This window comes from Pseudomonas oryzae, from assembly GCF_900104805.1.
GTDB classification, from domain to species: Bacteria; Pseudomonadota; Gammaproteobacteria; order Pseudomonadales; family Pseudomonadaceae; genus Geopseudomonas; species Geopseudomonas oryzae.
The window spans coordinates 2,125,102-2,141,247 of the sequence record NZ_LT629751.1 but is presented as its reverse complement, the minus strand read 5'-3'; the positions used below and the strand labels follow the sequence as shown (position 1 = coordinate 2,141,247).

Genomic DNA, 16,146 nt, shown 5'->3' with positions numbered 1-16,146 from the left:
GACAGAGCCGCGCAGGCGAATGAATTCGCCCCTACAGGCTTTGCATCGACGGACGACGTTTGGGGTTTACTGCGGCCCCAGTTCGCGCTCGTGCCACTCCACCAGCTTCTGCGGGGAGCCGAGCTTCTCGCCGTAGATCACCGAATAGGACAGCACGTTCTGCACGTACTGGCGGGTCTCGTCGAAGGGGATGGTCTCGATCCAGATGTCGAACGGCATCTGCTCGTTGCCGCGCAGCCACTGGCGCACGCGGCCGGGGCCGGCGTTGTAGGCGGCCGAGGCGAGGATGCGGTTGCCGCCGAACTGGCCGTAGACCTGGCTCAGGTAGGCGGCGCCGAGCTGGATGTTGACCTCGGGGTTGAGCGCCTGCTGCGGCGAGCGCAAGGGGATGCCATAACGCCGCGCGGTTTCCTTGGCGGTGGTCGGCATCAGCTGCATCAGACCCATGGCGCCCACTCCGGAGCGGGCGTCGGCCATGAAGCCGCTCTCCTGGCGGGTGATGGCGAACACCCAACTCGAGTGCAGGCCGCGGTTGCGCGCCTCGCGGGTCAGGGTGTGCTGGTGGGCCATCGGGAAGCGCACGTCGAGGTCGTCCCAGTACTGCGCCTGGCTGATCGCGCGGATCGCCGGGAAGTACCAGCCCATCTCGTAGCCGAGGCGCGCCTGGGCCACCAGCTCCTCGCGACTGAACAGCCGGCTGACGTGGTACCACTCGCGACGGCCGTCGGCGATCTGGCCGCGGGCATGGAATTCCAGGGCGCGACGGATGCCGGCGGTATTGCGCACCTTCTGCATCACCTTCGGGTCGATGGCCATCGGCCGGTGGTTGAGCTGATAGGGGGCGTTGATCCGGTCGGCGGCGAGGAAACCGTAGAAGTCGCGCTCGCCGGCCACCGGCAGGTACAGGCGCACCGGGTCCTTGCTGTTGGGCTGGGCCAGCTGCAGGCTGCGCGCCTGCCAGTAGCGCCAGCGGTTGCTGGTGGCCAGGTCGCCGGGCATCTGCCGGGTTAGCTGATTGACGTCGGCCCAGCGGCCGAGGCGCAGCAGCAGGCGGGCGCGCCACTCGCTGACCGTGTTGTCGCGCAGATCCGGATCGTACTGGGCCATCACCCGCAGGGCGCGGGGGTCGAAGTTCTTCGCCAGGGACAGGCCGATCTGCCGGGCGATGGCCACCTTCTCCTCGTGGGAGAATGGCAGGCGGGCGCTGTACTCCTCGAGCAGGCCGAGTGCCTGTTCCGGGTTCTGCCGCGCCAGGCGGCGCAGGCCGAGGCCGACCGCATCGGCGGTGTGGCGGTCGCTGCCGGCGAAACGCTGGCGCTGCACCAGCAGCTCGGGCTTCTGCGCCACGTCGATCAACAGCTGGCCCTGGCCGGCGAGCCCGCCCAGGGTCTTCTGCAGGTAGCCGGCCAGGCCGTAGTTGCGTTCCTCGGCGGCCAGCTTGAGGCGTTTCCAGCGCATTTCCTCGGTCAGCCCACCCTGCGCGCGCCACAGGTCGAACAGGCGGTCGCAGGTTTCCGGCTGCGACTTGCCGGTCAGCCACAGGCGCTGCGCGGCCACGGCGCCGTCGCCGGGCTTGCCGTGGCGGTAGTGGTACTCGCCGAGCAGGCAGTCCAGCTCGGTGAACTCCAGCTCCGGGCTGTAGTGCTTGATGAAGGTCTGCCATTCGCCGCGCTCGGCCAGCCAACGCAGCCAGCGCAGCTTCATCCAGCCGATCTGCGGCAGGTCGCCGTGCTCGGCGAGGAAGGTCTCGATCTCGCGGTTGCTGGCGCTCTTCAGGCGCAGGGTCAGTTCGTCGTAGGCCAGGTGCGGCTCCAGCGGGTAGTCGCGCAGGGCCTGGCGATAGCGCAGGTAGGGGGCCGGGTCGTTCTTGGCGAGCGCGCGCTTGGCCTCGTCGTACAGGCTGCGCTGCTGGGCGAGGGAGGCAGCGCTGGCGAGCGGAAGCTGACCGAGACTGGCCACGAGCGAGGCCAACAGGAGGAGCGAGCGGAAACGCATGGACATTGGGGCGGGCACGGGCGGGAAGGCAGTTGCCGACAAGCTTAGCCTGCCGCCGTGCGCGGTTAAAGCATTGTCCCCCGGTACTGGTGGATTGCGAGTAGAATGCGCCGCCCTTTCGCTGGAGACCCCGCCCCATGACGCTGCTCAAGTTCACCGATGTGTCGCTCGCCTTTGGTGTCACGCCGCTGCTGGACCAGGTGTCGTGGCAGATCTCCAGGGGCGAGCGGGTGTGCATCATCGGGCGCAACGGCACGGGCAAGTCGAGCCTGCTCAAGCTGGTCAAGGGCGAGCAGCGCCCGGACGATGGCGAGATCTGGCGCGCGCCGACGCTGAAGATCGGCGAGCTGCCGCAGGAGCTGCCGCCGGCCGACGAGCGTAGCGTCTACGACGTGGTCGCCGAGGGCCTGGCCGAGGTCGGCGAGCTGATCGCCCGCTACCACCACCTGTCCCAGCACATCCAGGGCGACGACGACCTCGCCGAGCTGTCGCGCGTCCAGCAGGCGCTGGAGGCCCGTGACGGCTGGCGCCTGCAGCAGCTGGTGGAGAACACCCTGAGCCGCCTGCAGCTGCCGGCGGACAAGACTCTCGCCGAGCTGTCCGGCGGCTGGCGTCGCCGCGTGCTGCTGGCCCAGGCGCTGGTCGCCGAGCCGGACCTGCTGCTGCTCGACGAACCGACCAACCACCTCGACATCGGAGCCATCGCCTGGCTGGAAGAGGCGCTGCTCGGCTTCGGCGGCGCGGTGCTGTTCATCACCCACGACCGCGCCTTCCTGCAGAGCCTGGCGACCCGCATCCTCGAGTTGGACCGCGGCCACCTGATCGACTGGAACGGCGACTACGCCAGCTTCCTGGTGCACAAGGAGCAGCAGCTGGCGGCGGAGGAGGCGGCCAACGCCCTGTTCGACAAGCGCCTTGCCCAGGAGGAGGTGTGGATTCGCCAGGGCATCAAGGCGCGCCGCACCCGCAACGAGGGCCGCGTGCGCGCGCTCAAGGCGATGCGCGCCGAGCGCGCCGAGCGTCGCGAGCGCCAGGGCAAGGCCAGCATCCAGATCGAGACGGCCGACAAGTCGGGCAAGCAGGTCATAGTCGCCGAGCACGTCAGTTTCGCCCATCCCGGCGGCGAGCCGCTGATCCGCGATTTCTCCATGGTCCTGCAGCGTGGCGACCGCATCGGCCTGCTCGGCGCCAACGGCACCGGCAAGACCACCCTGCTCAAGCTGCTGCTCGGCGAGCTGCAGCCGACCGAAGGCAGCATCAAGGTCGGTACCAAGCTGGAAGTGGCCTACTTCGACCAACTGCGCAATCAGCTCGAATCTGAGAAAACAGTGATCGAGAACATTGCCGAGGGGCGCGAGTTCATTACCATCGACGGCCAGAACCGCCACGTCCTCAGCTACCTCGGCGACTTCCTGTTCAGCCCGCAGCGCGCGCGCTCGCCGGTGAAGGCGCTGTCCGGTGGCGAGAGGGCACGACTCTTGCTCGCCAAGCTGTTCAGCAAGCCGGCCAACCTGCTGGTGCTGGACGAGCCGACCAACGACCTGGATGTGGAAACCCTCGAACTGCTCGAGGAGGTGCTGCTCGGCTTCCCGGGTACCGTGCTGATGGTCAGCCACGATCGCGCCTTCCTCGACAACGTGGTGACCAGCACCCTGGTGTTCGAGGGCGAAGGCCAGGTGCGCGAGTACGTCGGCGGCTACCAGGACTGGCTGCGCCAGGGCGGTTCGCCGCGCCTGTTGGGCGTCGGCAAGGAGCCGGTGGACAAGCCCGTGCGGGCGGAGAAGCCGGCGCCGGTGGAGAAGGCCGCGGTGGCCGCGGCCGCACCGGCACGCAGGAAGCTGAGTTACAAGGAGCAGCGCGAACTGGACGCGCTGCCCGCGCAGATCGAGGCGTTGGAGAGCGAGCAGGCCGCCCTGCAGGAAGAGACCGCCAACCCCGATTTCTATCTGCGGCCCCAGGAGCAGACCCATGCGGCGCTGGCCCGTCTGGAATATCTCCAGCAGGAGCTGGACCGCCTGCTGGAGCGCTGGGCCGAACTGGAAGGTTGAAGTGCTGATACGGACACGGAGTAGGGAATGAGCATCGAGTACAGGATCACCCTGGACGACAATCACGAGTTCAATTATCGGGTCGATCTCGAGCGACAGTACGACCCCTCCCGGGTCGGCGATGTGCCGCGCTGGACGCGCCTCAGTCACGAGCAGTGCAGCAACTGTCCGCTCAACAAGGAGATCAACACCTGGTGCCCGGCGGCGGTCGACCTGCATCCGGTGATCGAGGCATTCCGTGGCCTGCCGGCGTTCAAGAAGGCCAAGGTGCGCGTGCTCACTCCCGAGCGCGAGTACTTCAAGGAGGTCAGCGTGGAGGCGGCCCTGCGCTCGCTGCTCGGCGTGCTGATGGCCACCAGCGCCTGTCCGATCCTCTGCCGCCTGCGGCCGATGGCCCAGCAGCACCTGCCGTTCGCCAGCAACCAGGAGTTCATCCTGCGCACCGTCTCGCTGTACCTGATGCGCCAGTACTACAACATGCGCGAAGGGCGGCATGCCGACTGGGAGCTCAAGGGGCTGATCCGTCACTACCAGCAGTTGCAACTGGTCAACCAGGCGTTCTGGCAGCGTATCCACGACGCCTGCGAGAACGACTCCAACCTCAAGGCCTTCCTCAGCTTCTTCTCCATGGCCTCCAGCGTGTCCTATTCGCTGGAAGCCCAGCTCAGCAAGATCCGTCCGCTGGTGATGACCAGCGGCGCCGAGCTGGGCGTTTACTGACAGCAATTGTCACGCCGCGCGGGTGCAAGGCCCGTCGCGGCGCGCGCTTTTTCACGACTTCTTCAGGTGTACCGCCAACACGTCGCAGGGCGCGGCGTGCAGCACATCGTTGGAGGTCGAGCCGAGCAGCAGGGCCAGGCCGTGGCGGCCGTGGCTGCCGACCACGATCAGGTCGCAGCCGTTCTCCTGGGCCAGGCGGTGGATCTCCTGGCGCGGCTGGCCGAAGGCCAGGTGAGAGTTGTCCTTGGTGATTTCCGGATGACTGGCGGAGAAGGCTTCCAGCTGCTTGCGTGCCTGGTCGATCTGCTGCTCCTGCAGGGCCGACAGGTCCATCGGCACGTCGCCACCGAAGGCCATCGACATCGGCTCGACCACATGCACCAGCGACAGGCGCGCCTGACAGCAGTTGGCCATTTCCACCGCTCGCTGGATCACGACGTGGCAGTCGTCGGTCATGTCGACCGCCACCAGCAGGTGTTGATAGTTCATGTTGATTCTCCGTGGCAGTTGATGAGTCCAGTATGGGCCAGTCGACCACCGGCCTCTATTCCGAATGATGCAGTAGTTATTCGCTGCCGACCTGATATCGGTCAGCTTGCCGGTGGCCTTTATGCCTGCAGCGGCTGGCCCTGGCAACGCCGGGGTGGGACGATTGACAAGGCCGGGGAATTCTCCGAGGGTGTGGCGACGGAATCAAACGCCCGTATGAAACGCCCCGTACCGCTTGGCTCGTGGCTGCTGGCGGTTCGCCGGCAACTATCCTTGAGGAAGGCGCCGCGGGCGGTTTCGAGCTTCCATCGCATGGAGATCTGTCGATGATTTACCAGGGTAAAGCCATCAGGGTGCAGGCTGTCGAAGACGGCATCGCCGAGTTGACCTTCGACCTCGAGGGCGAGTCCGTCAACAAGTTCAACCGCCTGACCCTCGGCGAGCTGCGCGCGGCGACCGCCGCGCTGCAGGCGGCAGCGGGGCTGCGCGGGGTGATCGTCACCAGCGCCAAGGAGGCCTTCATCGTCGGCGCTGATGTCGGCGAGTTCCTCGGCCTGTTCGCCCTGCCGGAGGAACAGCTGCTGGCCGGCAATCTCGACAGCAACCGCATCTTCAGCGCCTTCGAGGATCTGCCGCTGGCCACGGTGGTGGCGATCAACGGCGTGGCGCTGGGCGGTGGCCTGGAAATGTGCCTGGCGGCGGATTTCCGGGTCATGGCCGAGGGCGCCAGGGTCGGTCTGCCGGAGGTCAAGCTCGGCATCCATCCCGGCTGGGGCGGCACCGTGCGCCTGCCGCGGCTGATCGGCGCGGACAATGCCATCGAGTGGATCGCCGGCGGCAAGGAATACGATGCGGCCAGCGCGCTCAAGGTGGGGGTGGTCGATGCGGTGGTCAACCCCGCCCTGCTGCGCGAGGCGGCTCTCGACCTGTGCCGGCGCGCGGTCGCCGGCGAACTGGATCACCGCGCCCGTCGCCAGCCCAAGCTTGAGAGGCTCAAGCTCGGCCAGATCGAGCAGATGATGGTGTTCGAGAGCGCCAAGGGCTACGTGGCCGGCCAGGCCGGGCCGCACTATCCGGCCCCGGTCGAGGCGGTGAAGACCATCCAGAAGGGCGCCGCCCACGGCCGCGACAAGGCGCTGGAGATCGAGTCGCAGGCGCTGGTCAAGCTGGCCAAAGGTGGGGTGGCGCGCAACCTGGTCGGCCTGTTCCTCAACGATCAGGAGCTCAAGCGCAAGGCCAAGGAGCACGAGAAGGCGGCACGCGAGGTCAGGCTGGCCGCGGTGCTCGGTGCCGGCATCATGGGCGGCGGCATCGCCTACCAGTCGGCGGTCAAGGGCACGCCGATCCTGATGAAGGACATCCGCGAGGAGGCCATCCAGCTCGGCCTCGACGAGGCGGCCAAGCTGCTCGGCAAACGGGTGGAGAAGGGCCGGCTGACCCCGCTGGAGATGGCCGGAGCGCTCAACGCCATCCGTCCGACCCTGTCCTACGGCGACTTCGCCCAGGTCGACCTGGTGGTCGAGGCGGTGGTGGAGAACCCCAAGATCAAGCAGGCGGTGCTCGCCGAGGTGGAAGGCCAGGTGCGCGACGACGCCATCCTCGCCACCAACACCTCGACCATCTCGGTCAGCCTGCTCGCCCAGGCGCTCAAGCGCCCGCAGAACTTCTGCGGCATGCACTTCTTCAACCCGGTGCACATGATGCCGCTGGTCGAGGTGATCCGCGGCGAGAAGACCAGCGCGGCGGCGGTTGCCAGCACCGTGGCCTACGCGCGCCGGATGGGCAAGACGCCCATCGTGGTCAACGACTGTCCGGGTTTCCTGGTCAACCGCGTGCTGTTTCCCTACTTCGGCGGTTTCACCCGCCTGGTCGCGGCCGGGGTCGACTTCCAGCGCATCGACAAGGTGATGGAGAAGTTCGGCTGGCCGATGGGGCCGGCCTATCTGCTCGATGTGGTCGGCATCGACACCGCCCATCACGCCAGTGCGGTGATGGCGGCCGGTTACCCCGAACGCATGCGCCAGGACCAGCGCAGTGCGCTCGACGCGCTGTTCGAGGCCGGGCGCCTGGGGCAGAAGAACGGCAAGGGCTTCTACGCCTACCAGAGCGACAGGAGCGGCAAGCCGAAGAAGAGTTTCGACCCGGGCGTCGCCGCGCTGCTCGCCCCGTTGGTACAGGCCCCACGCGAGCTGTCAGACGAGGACATCGTCCACATCATGATGTTGCCGCTGTGCCTGGAGACGGTGCGCTGCCTGGAGGAGGGCGTCGTCGAGAGCGCCGCCGAGGCGGACATGGGCCTGGTCTACGGCATCGGCTTCCCGCCCTTCCGCGGCGGTGCGCTGCGCTACATCGACAGCTTGGGCGTGGCCGAGTTCGTCGCCCTGGCCGAGCGCTACGCCGAGTTCGGACCGTTGTACCAGCCCACCCAGGGGCTGCGCGAAATGGCCGCCGGCGGCCGCCAGTTCTTCGCCTGAGTGTGCAACCTTTGCAGCGAGAGATGCTATGAGCCTGAATCCGCGAGACGTGGTGATCGTCGACTTCGGTCGCACGCCGATGGGCCGTTCCAAGGGCGGCATGCACCGCCACACCCGTGCCGAGAACCTCTCGGCCACCCTGATCAGCCAGCTGCTGGCGCGCAATCCCAAGATCGATCCGGCCGAGGTCGAGGACGTGATCTGGGGCTGCGTCAACCAGACCCTCGAGCAGGGCTGGAACATCGCGCGCATGGCCGCGCTGATGACGCCGATCCCGCCGACCTGCGGCGCCCAGACCGTCAGCCGCTTGTGCGGCTCGTCGATGAGCGCCCTGCACACGGCGGCCCAGGCGATCCAGTCCGGCAACGGCGACCTGTTCGTGGTCGGCGGTGTCGAGCACATGGGGCACCTGCCGATGACCCATGGCGTCGATCCCAATCCGCGGCTGTCGCTGTATGCCGCCAAGGCCGCCGGCATGATGGGGCTGACCGCCGAGATGCTCGGGCGCATGCACGGCATCGGTCGCGCCGCGCAGGACGAGTTCGGCTGCCGCTCGCACCGCCTGGCCCATCAGGCGACCGTCGAGGGGCGCTTCAGGGACGAGCTGATTCCCTGCGAGGGCCACGATGCGCAGGGCTTTCTGAAGATGTTCGACCATGACGAGACCATCCGTCCGGAGACCACCCTGGAGAGCCTGGCCGAGCTCAAGCCGGTGTTCGATGCGAAGAACGGCACCGTCACTGCCGGCACTTCCTCGCAGATCACCGACGGCGCCTCGTGCATGATCGTGATGAGCGGCCAGCGCGCCATGGACCTGGGCCTGCAACCGCTGGCGCGGGTGCGCGCCATGGCGGTGGCCGGGGTCGACCCGTCGATCATGGGCTACGGCCCGGTGCCGGCGACCCGCAAGGCGCTCAAGCGCGCCGGGCTGAGCATGGACGACGTCGATTTCGTCGAACTCAACGAGGCGTTCGCCGCCCAGGCGCTGCCGGTGCTCAAGGATCTCAAGCTGCTCGACAAGCTCGACGACAAGGTCAACCTGCACGGCGGCGCGATCGCCCTCGGGCATCCGTTCGGCTGCTCCGGGGCGCGGATATCCGGCACCTTGCTGAATGTCATGAGGCAGCGTCAGGGCAGCATCGGCCTGGCGACCATGTGCATCGGCCTCGGTCAAGGTATCTCGACGGTGTTCGAGCGCGTCTGATAGGCCTATGCAGAAAAGCCGGGGCCCCCGGGCTCCGGCTTTTCCTTTTGGCCAGGCACTACGCGGAGGTTACATGGCGCTGCAAACCGGACTCTATCGTCACTACAAGGGCCGCGAATATCGCGTGCTGGGGCTGGTTCGGCATTCGGAGACCGAGGAGGAGCTGGTGGTCTATCAGGCCCTGTATGGCGATTTCGGCCTCTGGGTGCGACCGCTGGCGATGTTCGTGGAAACCGTCGAGGTCGAAGGCGAAATCCTGCCGCGCTTTGCGCTGGTGCGCAGTGAAACCGTGGAATTCCACTACGCTGAGGTCAAGCCGGCCGAGCAGCGCGCTTGACCTCGTTGCGCGGGCCACTATATATAGCGTGGCCTTGACTGGGCGCCGTCACATTTAATTGCATTTATTGCGCCGACGTACTCGCCGTTCATCTCGACTTTATTTCAGGAACTTTCCGATTCATGGGCAAATCTCTGGTCATCGTGGAATCCCCGGCCAAGGCCAAGACGATCAACAAGTATCTGGGCAACCAGTACGTGGTGAAGTCGAGCATCGGCCATATCCGCGACCTGCCCACCAGCGGTTCGGCCGCCAAGGAGCCGGCCAAGCGCGGCAAGGCGGCCGCCGAGGCGCCGGCCCTGTCGCCGAAGGAAAAGGCCAAGCGCCAGCTGTTCGCACGCATGGGGGTCGACCCCGAGCACGGCTGGAAGGCCCAGTACGAGATCCTGCCCGGCAAGGAGAAGGTGATCGAGGAGCTGCGCCGGCTGGCCAAGGATGCCGACACCATCTACCTCGCAACCGACTTGGATAGAGAGGGAGAGGCCATCGCCTGGCACCTGCGCGAGTCAATCGGCGGCGACGAGAGCCGCTACAAGCGCGTGGTGTTCAACGAGATCACCAAGAAGGCGATCCAGGAAGCCTTCTCCCAGCCGGGCGAACTGGACATCAACCGCGTCAACGCCCAGCAGGCGCGCCGCTTCCTCGATCGCGTGGTCGGCTACATGGTCTCGCCGCTGCTGTGGGCCAAGATCGCCCGCGGTCTGTCCGCCGGCCGGGTGCAGTCGGTGGCGGTGAGGCTGGTGGTCGAGCGCGAGCGCGAGATCCGCGCCTTCGTGCCGGAAGAATACTGGGAAGTGCACGCCGACCTGGCCACCGCCCGCCAGGACAAGGTGCGGTTCGAGGTCGCCCGCCACAAGGGCGAGGCGTTCAAGCCGCTCAACGAGGCGCAGGCCATGGCCGCGGTCGCGGCCCTGAAGTCCTCGGCCTACTCGGTGAGCAAGCGCGAGGACAAGCCGACCTCAAGCAAGCCCGGCGCCCCCTTCATCACCTCGACCCTGCAGCAGGCGGCGAGCAACCGTCTGGGCTTCGGCGTGAAGAAGACCATGATGCTGGCCCAGCGTCTCTACGAGGCCGGCTACATCACCTACATGCGTACCGACTCGACCAACCTCTCCGCCGATGCGCTGGAGATGGCGCGCGGCTTCATCGAGAGCGAGTTCGGCAAGCAGTACCTGCCGGCCAAGCCGAATTTCTACAGCAGCAAGGAAGGCGCCCAGGAAGCGCACGAGGCGATCCGCCCGTCCGACGTCAACCTGCGGCCGACCCAGCTGTCCGGCATGGAGCGCGACGCCGAGCGCCTGTACGAGCTGATCTGGCGCCAGTTCGTCGCCTGCCAGATGCCGCCGGCCGAGTACCTGTCGACCAGCGTCAGCGTGCAGTCCGGCGACTACGAGCTGCGCGCCAAGGGCCGCATTCTCAAGTTCGACGGCTTCACCCGCGTGCTGCCGCCGCAGAGCAAGTCCGGCGAGGACGACGTGCTGCCGGACATGGCCCAGGGTGACGTGTTGAGCCTCTTGGCGCTCGACCCGACCCAGCACTTCACTAAGCCGCCGGCGCGTTTCTCGGAAGCCAGCCTGGTCAAGGAGCTGGAGAAGCGCGGCATCGGCCGTCCGTCCACCTACGCGGCGATCATCTCCACCATTCAGGAGCGCGGCTACGTCACCGTGCACAACCGCCGCTTCTATGCCGAGAAGATGGGCGAGATCGTCACCGAGCGACTGTCGGAGAGCTTCGCCAACCTGATGGACTACGGCTTCACCGCCGGCATGGAGGAGCATCTCGACGACGTGGCCCAGGGCGAGCGCGAGTGGAAGCACCTGCTCGACGAGTTCTACGCCGACTTCCGTGGCAAGCTGGAGGTGGCCGAGGCAAGCGAAGGCGGCATGCGCGCCAACCTGCCGACCCTGACCGACATTCCGTGCAAGGAGTGCGGCCGGCCGATGATGATCCGCACCGCCTCCACCGGCGTGTTCCTCGGCTGCTCCGGCTACGCCCTGCCGCCCAAGGAGCGCTGCAAGTCCACCGTCAACCTGGTGCCGGGCGACGAGATCGCCGCCGACGACGAGGGCGAATCCGAATCCCGCGTGCTGCGTGGCAAGCATCGCTGCGCCAAGTGCGGCACGGCGATGGATGCCTACCTGCTCGACGAGCAGCACAAGCTGCACATCTGCGGCAACAACCCGGACTGCTCGGGCTACGAGATCGAGGAAGGCCAGTACCGCATCAAGGGCTACGAAGGGCCGAGCCTCGAGTGCGACAAGTGCGGCAGCGAGATGCAGCTGAAGACCGGCCGCTTCGGCAAGTTCTTCGGTTGCACCAATGCGAGCTGCAAGAACACCCGCAAGCTGCTCAAGAACGGCGAGGCGGCGCCGCCGAAGATCGATCCGATCAAGATGCCGGAACTGCGCTGCGCCAAGGTCGACGACGTCTACGTGCTGCGCGATGGCGCCTCGGGTCTGTTCCTCGCCGCCAGCCAGTTCCCCAAGAACCGCGAGACCCGCGCGCCGTTGGTCAGCGAGCTCATCCCGCACAAGGATGAACTGGACGCCAAGTACCACTACCTGCTCGATGCCCCGCAGCAGGACCCGGAGGGGCGCCCGGCGGTGATCCGCTTCAGCCGCAAGACCAAGGAGCAGTACGTGCAGAGCGAGGTGGACGGCAAGCCCAGCGGCTGGCGCGCCTTCTATGCCGACGGCAAGTGGCAGGTCGAGGACAAGCGCTGAGCCTGTCCGCGGTGGGCTGAGCAGACCGGCCGGTGCGTGCAGACGCCCGGCCGGTTTCGTTTGCGCAGGTGCGCCGCGGTTTGCCGCCGGCTGGGTATACTGCAGCTTCTGTCGAGGAGTTCGCCATGGCCAACGAGCTGTATACCCGTACCAACCAGAAACTCTATTTCGCTACCCTGGCGCTGGATGCCTGGAGCGCTGCCGAGGTGGCGCAGGCGCTGAATGCCCAGGCGCAGGTGCAAGGCGCACGCGAGAGCGCGCTGTTCCATCTGTATGGCGCGCTGCTGGGGTTGTGCCACGAGATCGCCGGCTTCTATCGCCTGTCCCAGGCCAGGGTGCCCGAGGTCGAGCAGTTGCTGACGGCCGAGGTGCTGGCGGCGGCGCCGAGTCCCGAGCTGGCCGAGCTGTTCGAGCTGGCGCAGGATCGGCAGAGCTGGCTGTGCCGCCTGCTGGCTGCCTACCACGGCCTGTTCGAGCCGCCGCAGGAGGCGAAGAAGGCCAAGGTCGATCCGGCCCTGGAGTTGATCACGGCGGTGAACGTCGGCGCGGTGGCAGAGGAGGCCGAGCTGGAGCTGGCGACCCTGCTCGACTGGCAGCAGCAGATCAAGCGCCTGGCCGTGCGTTTTCGCCAGGGCATGAGCGAGTGGTGAAGGGCGGGGTGGCAGCCAGGCGACGCATGGTAAGCCGATGGCGTCTTGGTGCTAGGGTGTGACGCGCGTCGCTGCTACAATGCCCGCCTTTTTCGCGGAGTCCCCAACGCCATGCCGACATCCTTTCTGGAAATCGTCGAATTACCCGATGGCCGCATCGTCCTGCGCCGTGGCGATGACGAGGAGGCCTTGGTGACGCTCGAATTTTCCGAGGATGCCAAGGCCTTCCTGCAGGGCCAGCACATCGAGGTGGCCAAGGCCATGTTCAATCTGGGTGTGCAGATGGCCGGCAGTCTGGCCGACGGCGATTACGACATGGAATACGGCGAGGAGCCGCGCGTGCTGCACTGAGCCGCGCGACTCCTGCTCTGCACGGGTGTTGCCCGTGCCCCGTCTGCAATGGACGGGGTGGGGCCGCAGCCCCGGTGATCAACGGCGGATCACGCCGACGCTCAATCCCTCGATGACGAATTCCTGATCCGGGTGCTCCAGGTCGATCACGATCGGCGCGAACTCAGGGTTCTCCGCCAGCAGCTGCACCTGCTTGCCGCGGCGCTGGAAGCGTTTCACCGTCACTTCTTCACCGATGCGGGCTACCACGATCTGTCCGTTGCTGGCCTCGCGGCAGGCATGCACGGCGAGCAGGTCGCCATCGAGAATCCCCACATCCTTCATGCTCATGCCGCGCACGCGCAGCAGGAAGTCGGCGCGCGGGTGGAAGAATTCCGGGTTGATCCGGCAGCTGTCCTCGATATGTTGCTGGGCGAGGATGGGCGCGCCGGCGGCCACCCGGCCGATGATCGGCAGCTCGTTCTCTCCCAGGCTCGGTTCGGTGTCGGGGATGCGGATGCCGCGCGAGGCGCCGGGGATCATCTCGATGGCACCCTTGCGCGCCAGGGCGCGCAGATGCTCCTCGGCCGCGTTGGGCGAGCGGAACCCCAGTTCCTGGGCGATCTCGGCGCGGGTGGGCGGGTAGCCGTGCAGCTCCAGCCAGTTCTTGATGAAGGCCAGGATCTCGCCTTGGCGGGGAGTGAGTTTCTGCATGGGCGGGCTCTGTCTTTTTATCCAGTTGCTGGAAGTATATACAGGGTTGAAGGGCGGGCAAACCTCTTTACTGTCGGCCGTGTCGCTGGCGTGGGGCGCACTGGGCGTACATACTCGCTTGATACGAAAGTTGAATTTCATATATTCGATGAATGCTTTCAGAGCGGGGTAACCATGGCCCAGTCGGAAACGGTCGAACGGATTCTCGATGCAGCCGAGCAGCTGTTCGCCGAGCGAGGTTTCACCGAGACGTCCCTGCGCTCGATCACCGGCAAGGCTGGCGTCAACCTGGCCGCGGTCAACTACCACTTCGGCTCCAAGAAGGCGCTCATCCACGAGGTCTTCGCGCGGTTTCTCACGCCCTTCTGTCAGGCTCTGGACGCCGAGTTGACCCGTCGCCAGCAGGTGGGGGAGGACGATCCCGGTCTTGAGGAGTTGCTCGAGTTGCTGGTCGTACAGGCGCGCAGCGTCGAGTCACGCCTGGACAATGACCTCGCGGTATTCATGCGCCTGCTGGGGCTCGCGCTGATCCAGGAGCAAGGCCACGTGCGTCAGTATCTGGATGACAAGTACGGCAAGGTGTTTCGTCGCTACATGCAGCTGTTGAACGCGGTGGCTCCACCCATCCCGCCGGAGGAGCTGTTCTGGCGCGTGCACTTCATGCTCGGTGCCGCGGCCTTTACCATGGCGGGCATCAAGCCGCTGGGGCGGATCGCCGACAGCAAATTCGCGGTGCAGACCTCCAGCGAGCAGGTGCTGCATCTGCTGGTCCCCTTCATGGCGGCCGGTCTGCGTGCCGACGCGGCATTGCCCGGGGCACCGCGCATGGCTACCCGCACGGAGGTCGACGGGCGCAGCCCGAGCCGTCTGGAATGACCGCTGGCGCGCGATCGGCTAAGCTAGCGCCCCATGTCTGACACCGCCCCCATGCTCGATCTGCTGCACATCTCCATCGCCGACCAGTGCCTGTACGGCTTCGCCGCCGGGGTGTTGCGTCTGCGTCTGCCCGTCTCCACCGCGCGCAACGGCCCCGGCGAGCGTCAGGGGTCGGGCTGCACGCCGCGGGGGCGCCACCAGGTGCGTGCCAGGATCGGCGCCGGCCTGCCCGAGGGCGCGGTGCTGGTCGGCCGGCGCTGGACCGGCGAGATCTGGTCGCCCGCGCTGGCGGCGCAGTTCCCGCAGCGCGACTGGATCCTCAGCCGCATTCTCTGGCTGAGCGGCTGCGAGCCGGGGCGCAACCGCCTCGGCGCGGTCGACACCTTCCGCCGCTACATCTATCTGCACGGTACCCCGGACAGCGAGCCGATGGGCGAGGCGCTGTCGCATGGCTGCATCCGCCTGCGCAATGCCGATCTGATCGAGCTGTTCGAGCGGGTGCCGGCGCACTGTTCCGTGATCATCGACGAGGCGCCGCAGCCGCAGTGGCAGGCTGCCGCGCTCGCCTGAGGAGTTTTCATGTCTGGTTCCCTGATGCTGGATATCGCCGGCACCTGGCTGAGCGCCGAGGACCGCCATCTGCTGCGCCAGCCCGAAGTGGGTGGCCTGATCCTGTTCGCGCGCAACATCGAGCATCCGCAGCAGGTGCGCGAGCTGTGCGCGGCGATCCGTGCACTGCGCCCCGACCTGCTGCTGGCCGTCGACCAGGAGGGCGGACGGGTGCAGCGCCTGCGCCAGGGCTTCGTGCGCCTGCCGTCGATGCAGGCGCTGGCTGCCGCCCCGGATGCCGGCTCGCTGGCCGAGCACTGTGGCTGGCTGATGGCCACCGAGGTGCTGGCCGCCGGTCTCGACTTCAGCTTCGCGCCGGTGCTCGACCTCGATCACGGGCGCAGCACGGTGATCGGCTCGCGCTCGTTCGGCAGCGATCCGGTGCGGGTGGGTGAGCTGGCCGGCGCCTTCATCCGCGGCATGCGCGCCGCCGGCATGGCCGTCACCGGCAAGCACTTCCCCGGCCACGGCTGGCCCGAGGCCGATTCGCACATCGCCATCCCGCGCGACGAGCGCACTCTGGACGAGATCCGCGCCTGCGACCTCAAGCCTTTCGTTGCCCTGGCGGCGCAGCTCGACGGCATCATGCCGGCCCACGTCATCTACCCGCAGGTCGACGCGCAGCCGGCCGGTTTCTCGCGACGCTGGCTGCAGGACATCCTGCGCGGCGAACTGGGCTACCAGGGGGTGATCTTCAGCGACGACCTGAGCATGGCCGGGGCCCACGTCGCCGGTGCTGCCGATGCGCGGGTGGCGGCGGCGCTGGATGCCGGCTGTGACATGGCGCTGGTGTGCAATGATCGTGGCGCCGCCGAGCTGGCGCTGGATTATCTGCAGCGCCGTGGCGTGCAGCCGGCCGCGCGTCTGGCGCGGATGCGCGCGCAGTCCTGGCCGGGCCAGGACTACCGGAGTCAGCCGCGCTGGCTCGAAGCGGTGGGCGCGCTGCGCGCCGCCGGACTGATCTGATTTGAGGAGAA

General features: G+C 67.2%; 14 protein-coding genes. 11 read left to right on the top strand and 3 right to left on the bottom strand.

The annotated features are described in order from the left end of the window. Positions 1-66: 66 nt before the first annotated feature. Positions 67-1,995, bottom strand: a complete 1,929-nt coding sequence (locus BLT78_RS09505; RefSeq protein WP_090352234.1) for a transglycosylase SLT domain-containing protein — start codon at positions 1,993-1,995, stop codon at positions 67-69. Between the two features lie 137 nt (positions 1,996-2,132). Between BLT78_RS09505 and BLT78_RS09500 the strand changes: the two genes are divergently transcribed. Together BLT78_RS09500 and BLT78_RS09495 are read left to right on the top strand one after the other, a co-directional pair. Then, positions 2,133-4,043: an ATP-binding cassette domain-containing protein gene (locus BLT78_RS09500; protein ID WP_090348746.1), complete on the top strand. Its 1,911-nt coding sequence runs from the start codon at positions 2,133-2,135 to the stop codon at positions 4,041-4,043. A 27-nt stretch (positions 4,044-4,070) separates the two neighbouring features. After that, on the top strand, positions 4,071-4,763 hold the full coding sequence (locus BLT78_RS09495; RefSeq protein WP_090348745.1) for a DUF6901 family protein: 693 nt from the start codon (positions 4,071-4,073) through the stop codon (positions 4,761-4,763). Positions 4,764-4,814: 51 nt separating this feature from the next. Here BLT78_RS09495 and BLT78_RS09490 read toward each other — a convergent pair whose 3' ends face one another. Continuing rightward, on the bottom strand, positions 4,815-5,252 hold the full coding sequence (locus tag BLT78_RS09490; RefSeq protein ID WP_090348744.1) for a universal stress protein: 438 nt from the start codon (positions 5,250-5,252) through the stop codon (positions 4,815-4,817). Positions 5,253-5,578: 326 nt separating this feature from the next. On the opposite strand from BLT78_RS09490, the gene fadB reads away from it, so the two are divergent. The 6 genes from fadB to BLT78_RS09460 all read left to right on the top strand — a co-directional run bounded on the left by fadB (position 5,579) and on the right by BLT78_RS09460 (position 12,991). Then, positions 5,579-7,726 carry a fatty acid oxidation complex subunit alpha FadB gene (fadB, locus tag BLT78_RS09485; RefSeq protein WP_090348743.1) on the top strand — a complete coding sequence of 716 codons (2,148 nt, stop codon included), beginning with the start codon at positions 5,579-5,581 and terminating at the stop codon, positions 7,724-7,726. A gap of 28 nt (positions 7,727-7,754) precedes the next feature. Next, positions 7,755-8,930 (top strand): acetyl-CoA C-acyltransferase FadA, encoded by a 1,176-nt coding sequence (gene fadA / locus BLT78_RS09480; RefSeq protein ID WP_090348742.1) that lies wholly within the window; start codon positions 7,755-7,757, stop codon positions 8,928-8,930. A gap of 73 nt (positions 8,931-9,003) precedes the next feature. Beyond that, positions 9,004-9,267 (top strand): DUF1653 domain-containing protein, encoded by a 264-nt coding sequence (locus tag BLT78_RS09475; RefSeq protein WP_090348741.1) that lies wholly within the window; start codon positions 9,004-9,006, stop codon positions 9,265-9,267. Positions 9,268-9,389: 122 nt separating this feature from the next. Then, positions 9,390-11,990: a type I DNA topoisomerase gene (gene topA, locus BLT78_RS09470; protein WP_090348740.1), complete on the top strand. Its 2,601-nt coding sequence runs from the start codon at positions 9,390-9,392 to the stop codon at positions 11,988-11,990. Positions 11,991-12,115: 125 nt separating this feature from the next. Then, complete coding sequence (locus BLT78_RS09465; RefSeq protein ID WP_090348739.1) at positions 12,116-12,640, top strand: DUF6586 family protein; 525 nt, start codon at positions 12,116-12,118, stop codon at positions 12,638-12,640. Between the two features lie 111 nt (positions 12,641-12,751). Then, entirely contained in the window at positions 12,752-12,991 is a 240-nt protein-coding gene (locus tag BLT78_RS09460; RefSeq protein WP_090348738.1) for a hypothetical protein, read from the top strand. Positions 12,992-13,069: 78 nt separating this feature from the next. On the opposite strand, the gene lexA is transcribed toward BLT78_RS09460, so the two are convergent. Next, complete coding sequence (gene lexA, locus BLT78_RS09455; RefSeq protein ID WP_090348737.1) at positions 13,070-13,684, bottom strand: transcriptional repressor LexA; 615 nt, start codon at positions 13,682-13,684, stop codon at positions 13,070-13,072. A 174-nt stretch (positions 13,685-13,858) separates the two neighbouring features. On the opposite strand from lexA, the gene BLT78_RS09450 reads away from it, so the two are divergent. Genes BLT78_RS09450 through nagZ form a run of 3 tightly spaced genes read left to right on the top strand, consistent with a single transcriptional unit; the run spans position 13,859 to position 16,135 of the window. Next, positions 13,859-14,560, top strand: a complete 702-nt coding sequence (locus BLT78_RS09450; RefSeq protein WP_090348736.1) for a TetR/AcrR family transcriptional regulator — start codon at positions 13,859-13,861, stop codon at positions 14,558-14,560. Between the two features lie 33 nt (positions 14,561-14,593). Next, positions 14,594-15,130 carry a L,D-transpeptidase gene (locus tag BLT78_RS09445; RefSeq protein ID WP_090348735.1) on the top strand — a complete coding sequence of 179 codons (537 nt, stop codon included), beginning with the start codon at positions 14,594-14,596 and terminating at the stop codon, positions 15,128-15,130. 9 nt (positions 15,131-15,139) lie between these two features. Then, positions 15,140-16,135 carry a beta-N-acetylhexosaminidase gene (gene nagZ, locus BLT78_RS09440; RefSeq protein ID WP_090348734.1) on the top strand — a complete coding sequence of 332 codons (996 nt, stop codon included), beginning with the start codon at positions 15,140-15,142 and terminating at the stop codon, positions 16,133-16,135. Positions 16,136-16,146: the final 11 nt, after the last annotated feature.

Bases quoted from the DNA above. Each gene is read 5' to 3' on its own strand.
- BLT78_RS09505 (WP_090352234.1), bottom strand. From the start codon at position 1,995: ATGCGTTTCCGCTCGCTCCTCCTGTTGGCCTCGCTCGTGGCCAGTCTC.
- BLT78_RS09500 (WP_090348746.1), top strand. From the start codon at position 2,133: ATGACGCTGCTCAAGTTCACCGATGTGTCGCTCGCCTTTGGTGTCACG.
- BLT78_RS09445 (WP_090348735.1), top strand. From the start codon at position 14,594: ATGTCTGACACCGCCCCCATGCTCGATCTGCTGCACATCTCCATCGCC.
- BLT78_RS09460 (WP_090348738.1), top strand. From the start codon at position 12,752: ATGCCGACATCCTTTCTGGAAATCGTCGAATTACCCGATGGCCGCATC.
- BLT78_RS09490 (WP_090348744.1), bottom strand. From the start codon at position 5,252: ATGAACTATCAACACCTGCTGGTGGCGGTCGACATGACCGACGACTGC.
- BLT78_RS09450 (WP_090348736.1), top strand. From the start codon at position 13,859: ATGGCCCAGTCGGAAACGGTCGAACGGATTCTCGATGCAGCCGAGCAG.
- BLT78_RS09475 (WP_090348741.1), top strand. From the start codon at position 9,004: ATGGCGCTGCAAACCGGACTCTATCGTCACTACAAGGGCCGCGAATAT.
- nagZ (WP_090348734.1), top strand. From the start codon at position 15,140: ATGTCTGGTTCCCTGATGCTGGATATCGCCGGCACCTGGCTGAGCGCC.
- BLT78_RS09465 (WP_090348739.1), top strand. From the start codon at position 12,116: ATGGCCAACGAGCTGTATACCCGTACCAACCAGAAACTCTATTTCGCT.
- fadB (WP_090348743.1), top strand. From the start codon at position 5,579: ATGATTTACCAGGGTAAAGCCATCAGGGTGCAGGCTGTCGAAGACGGC.
- lexA (WP_090348737.1), bottom strand. From the start codon at position 13,684: ATGCAGAAACTCACTCCCCGCCAAGGCGAGATCCTGGCCTTCATCAAG.
- BLT78_RS09495 (WP_090348745.1), top strand. From the start codon at position 4,071: ATGAGCATCGAGTACAGGATCACCCTGGACGACAATCACGAGTTCAAT.
- topA (WP_090348740.1), top strand. From the start codon at position 9,390: ATGGGCAAATCTCTGGTCATCGTGGAATCCCCGGCCAAGGCCAAGACG.
- fadA (WP_090348742.1), top strand. From the start codon at position 7,755: ATGAGCCTGAATCCGCGAGACGTGGTGATCGTCGACTTCGGTCGCACG.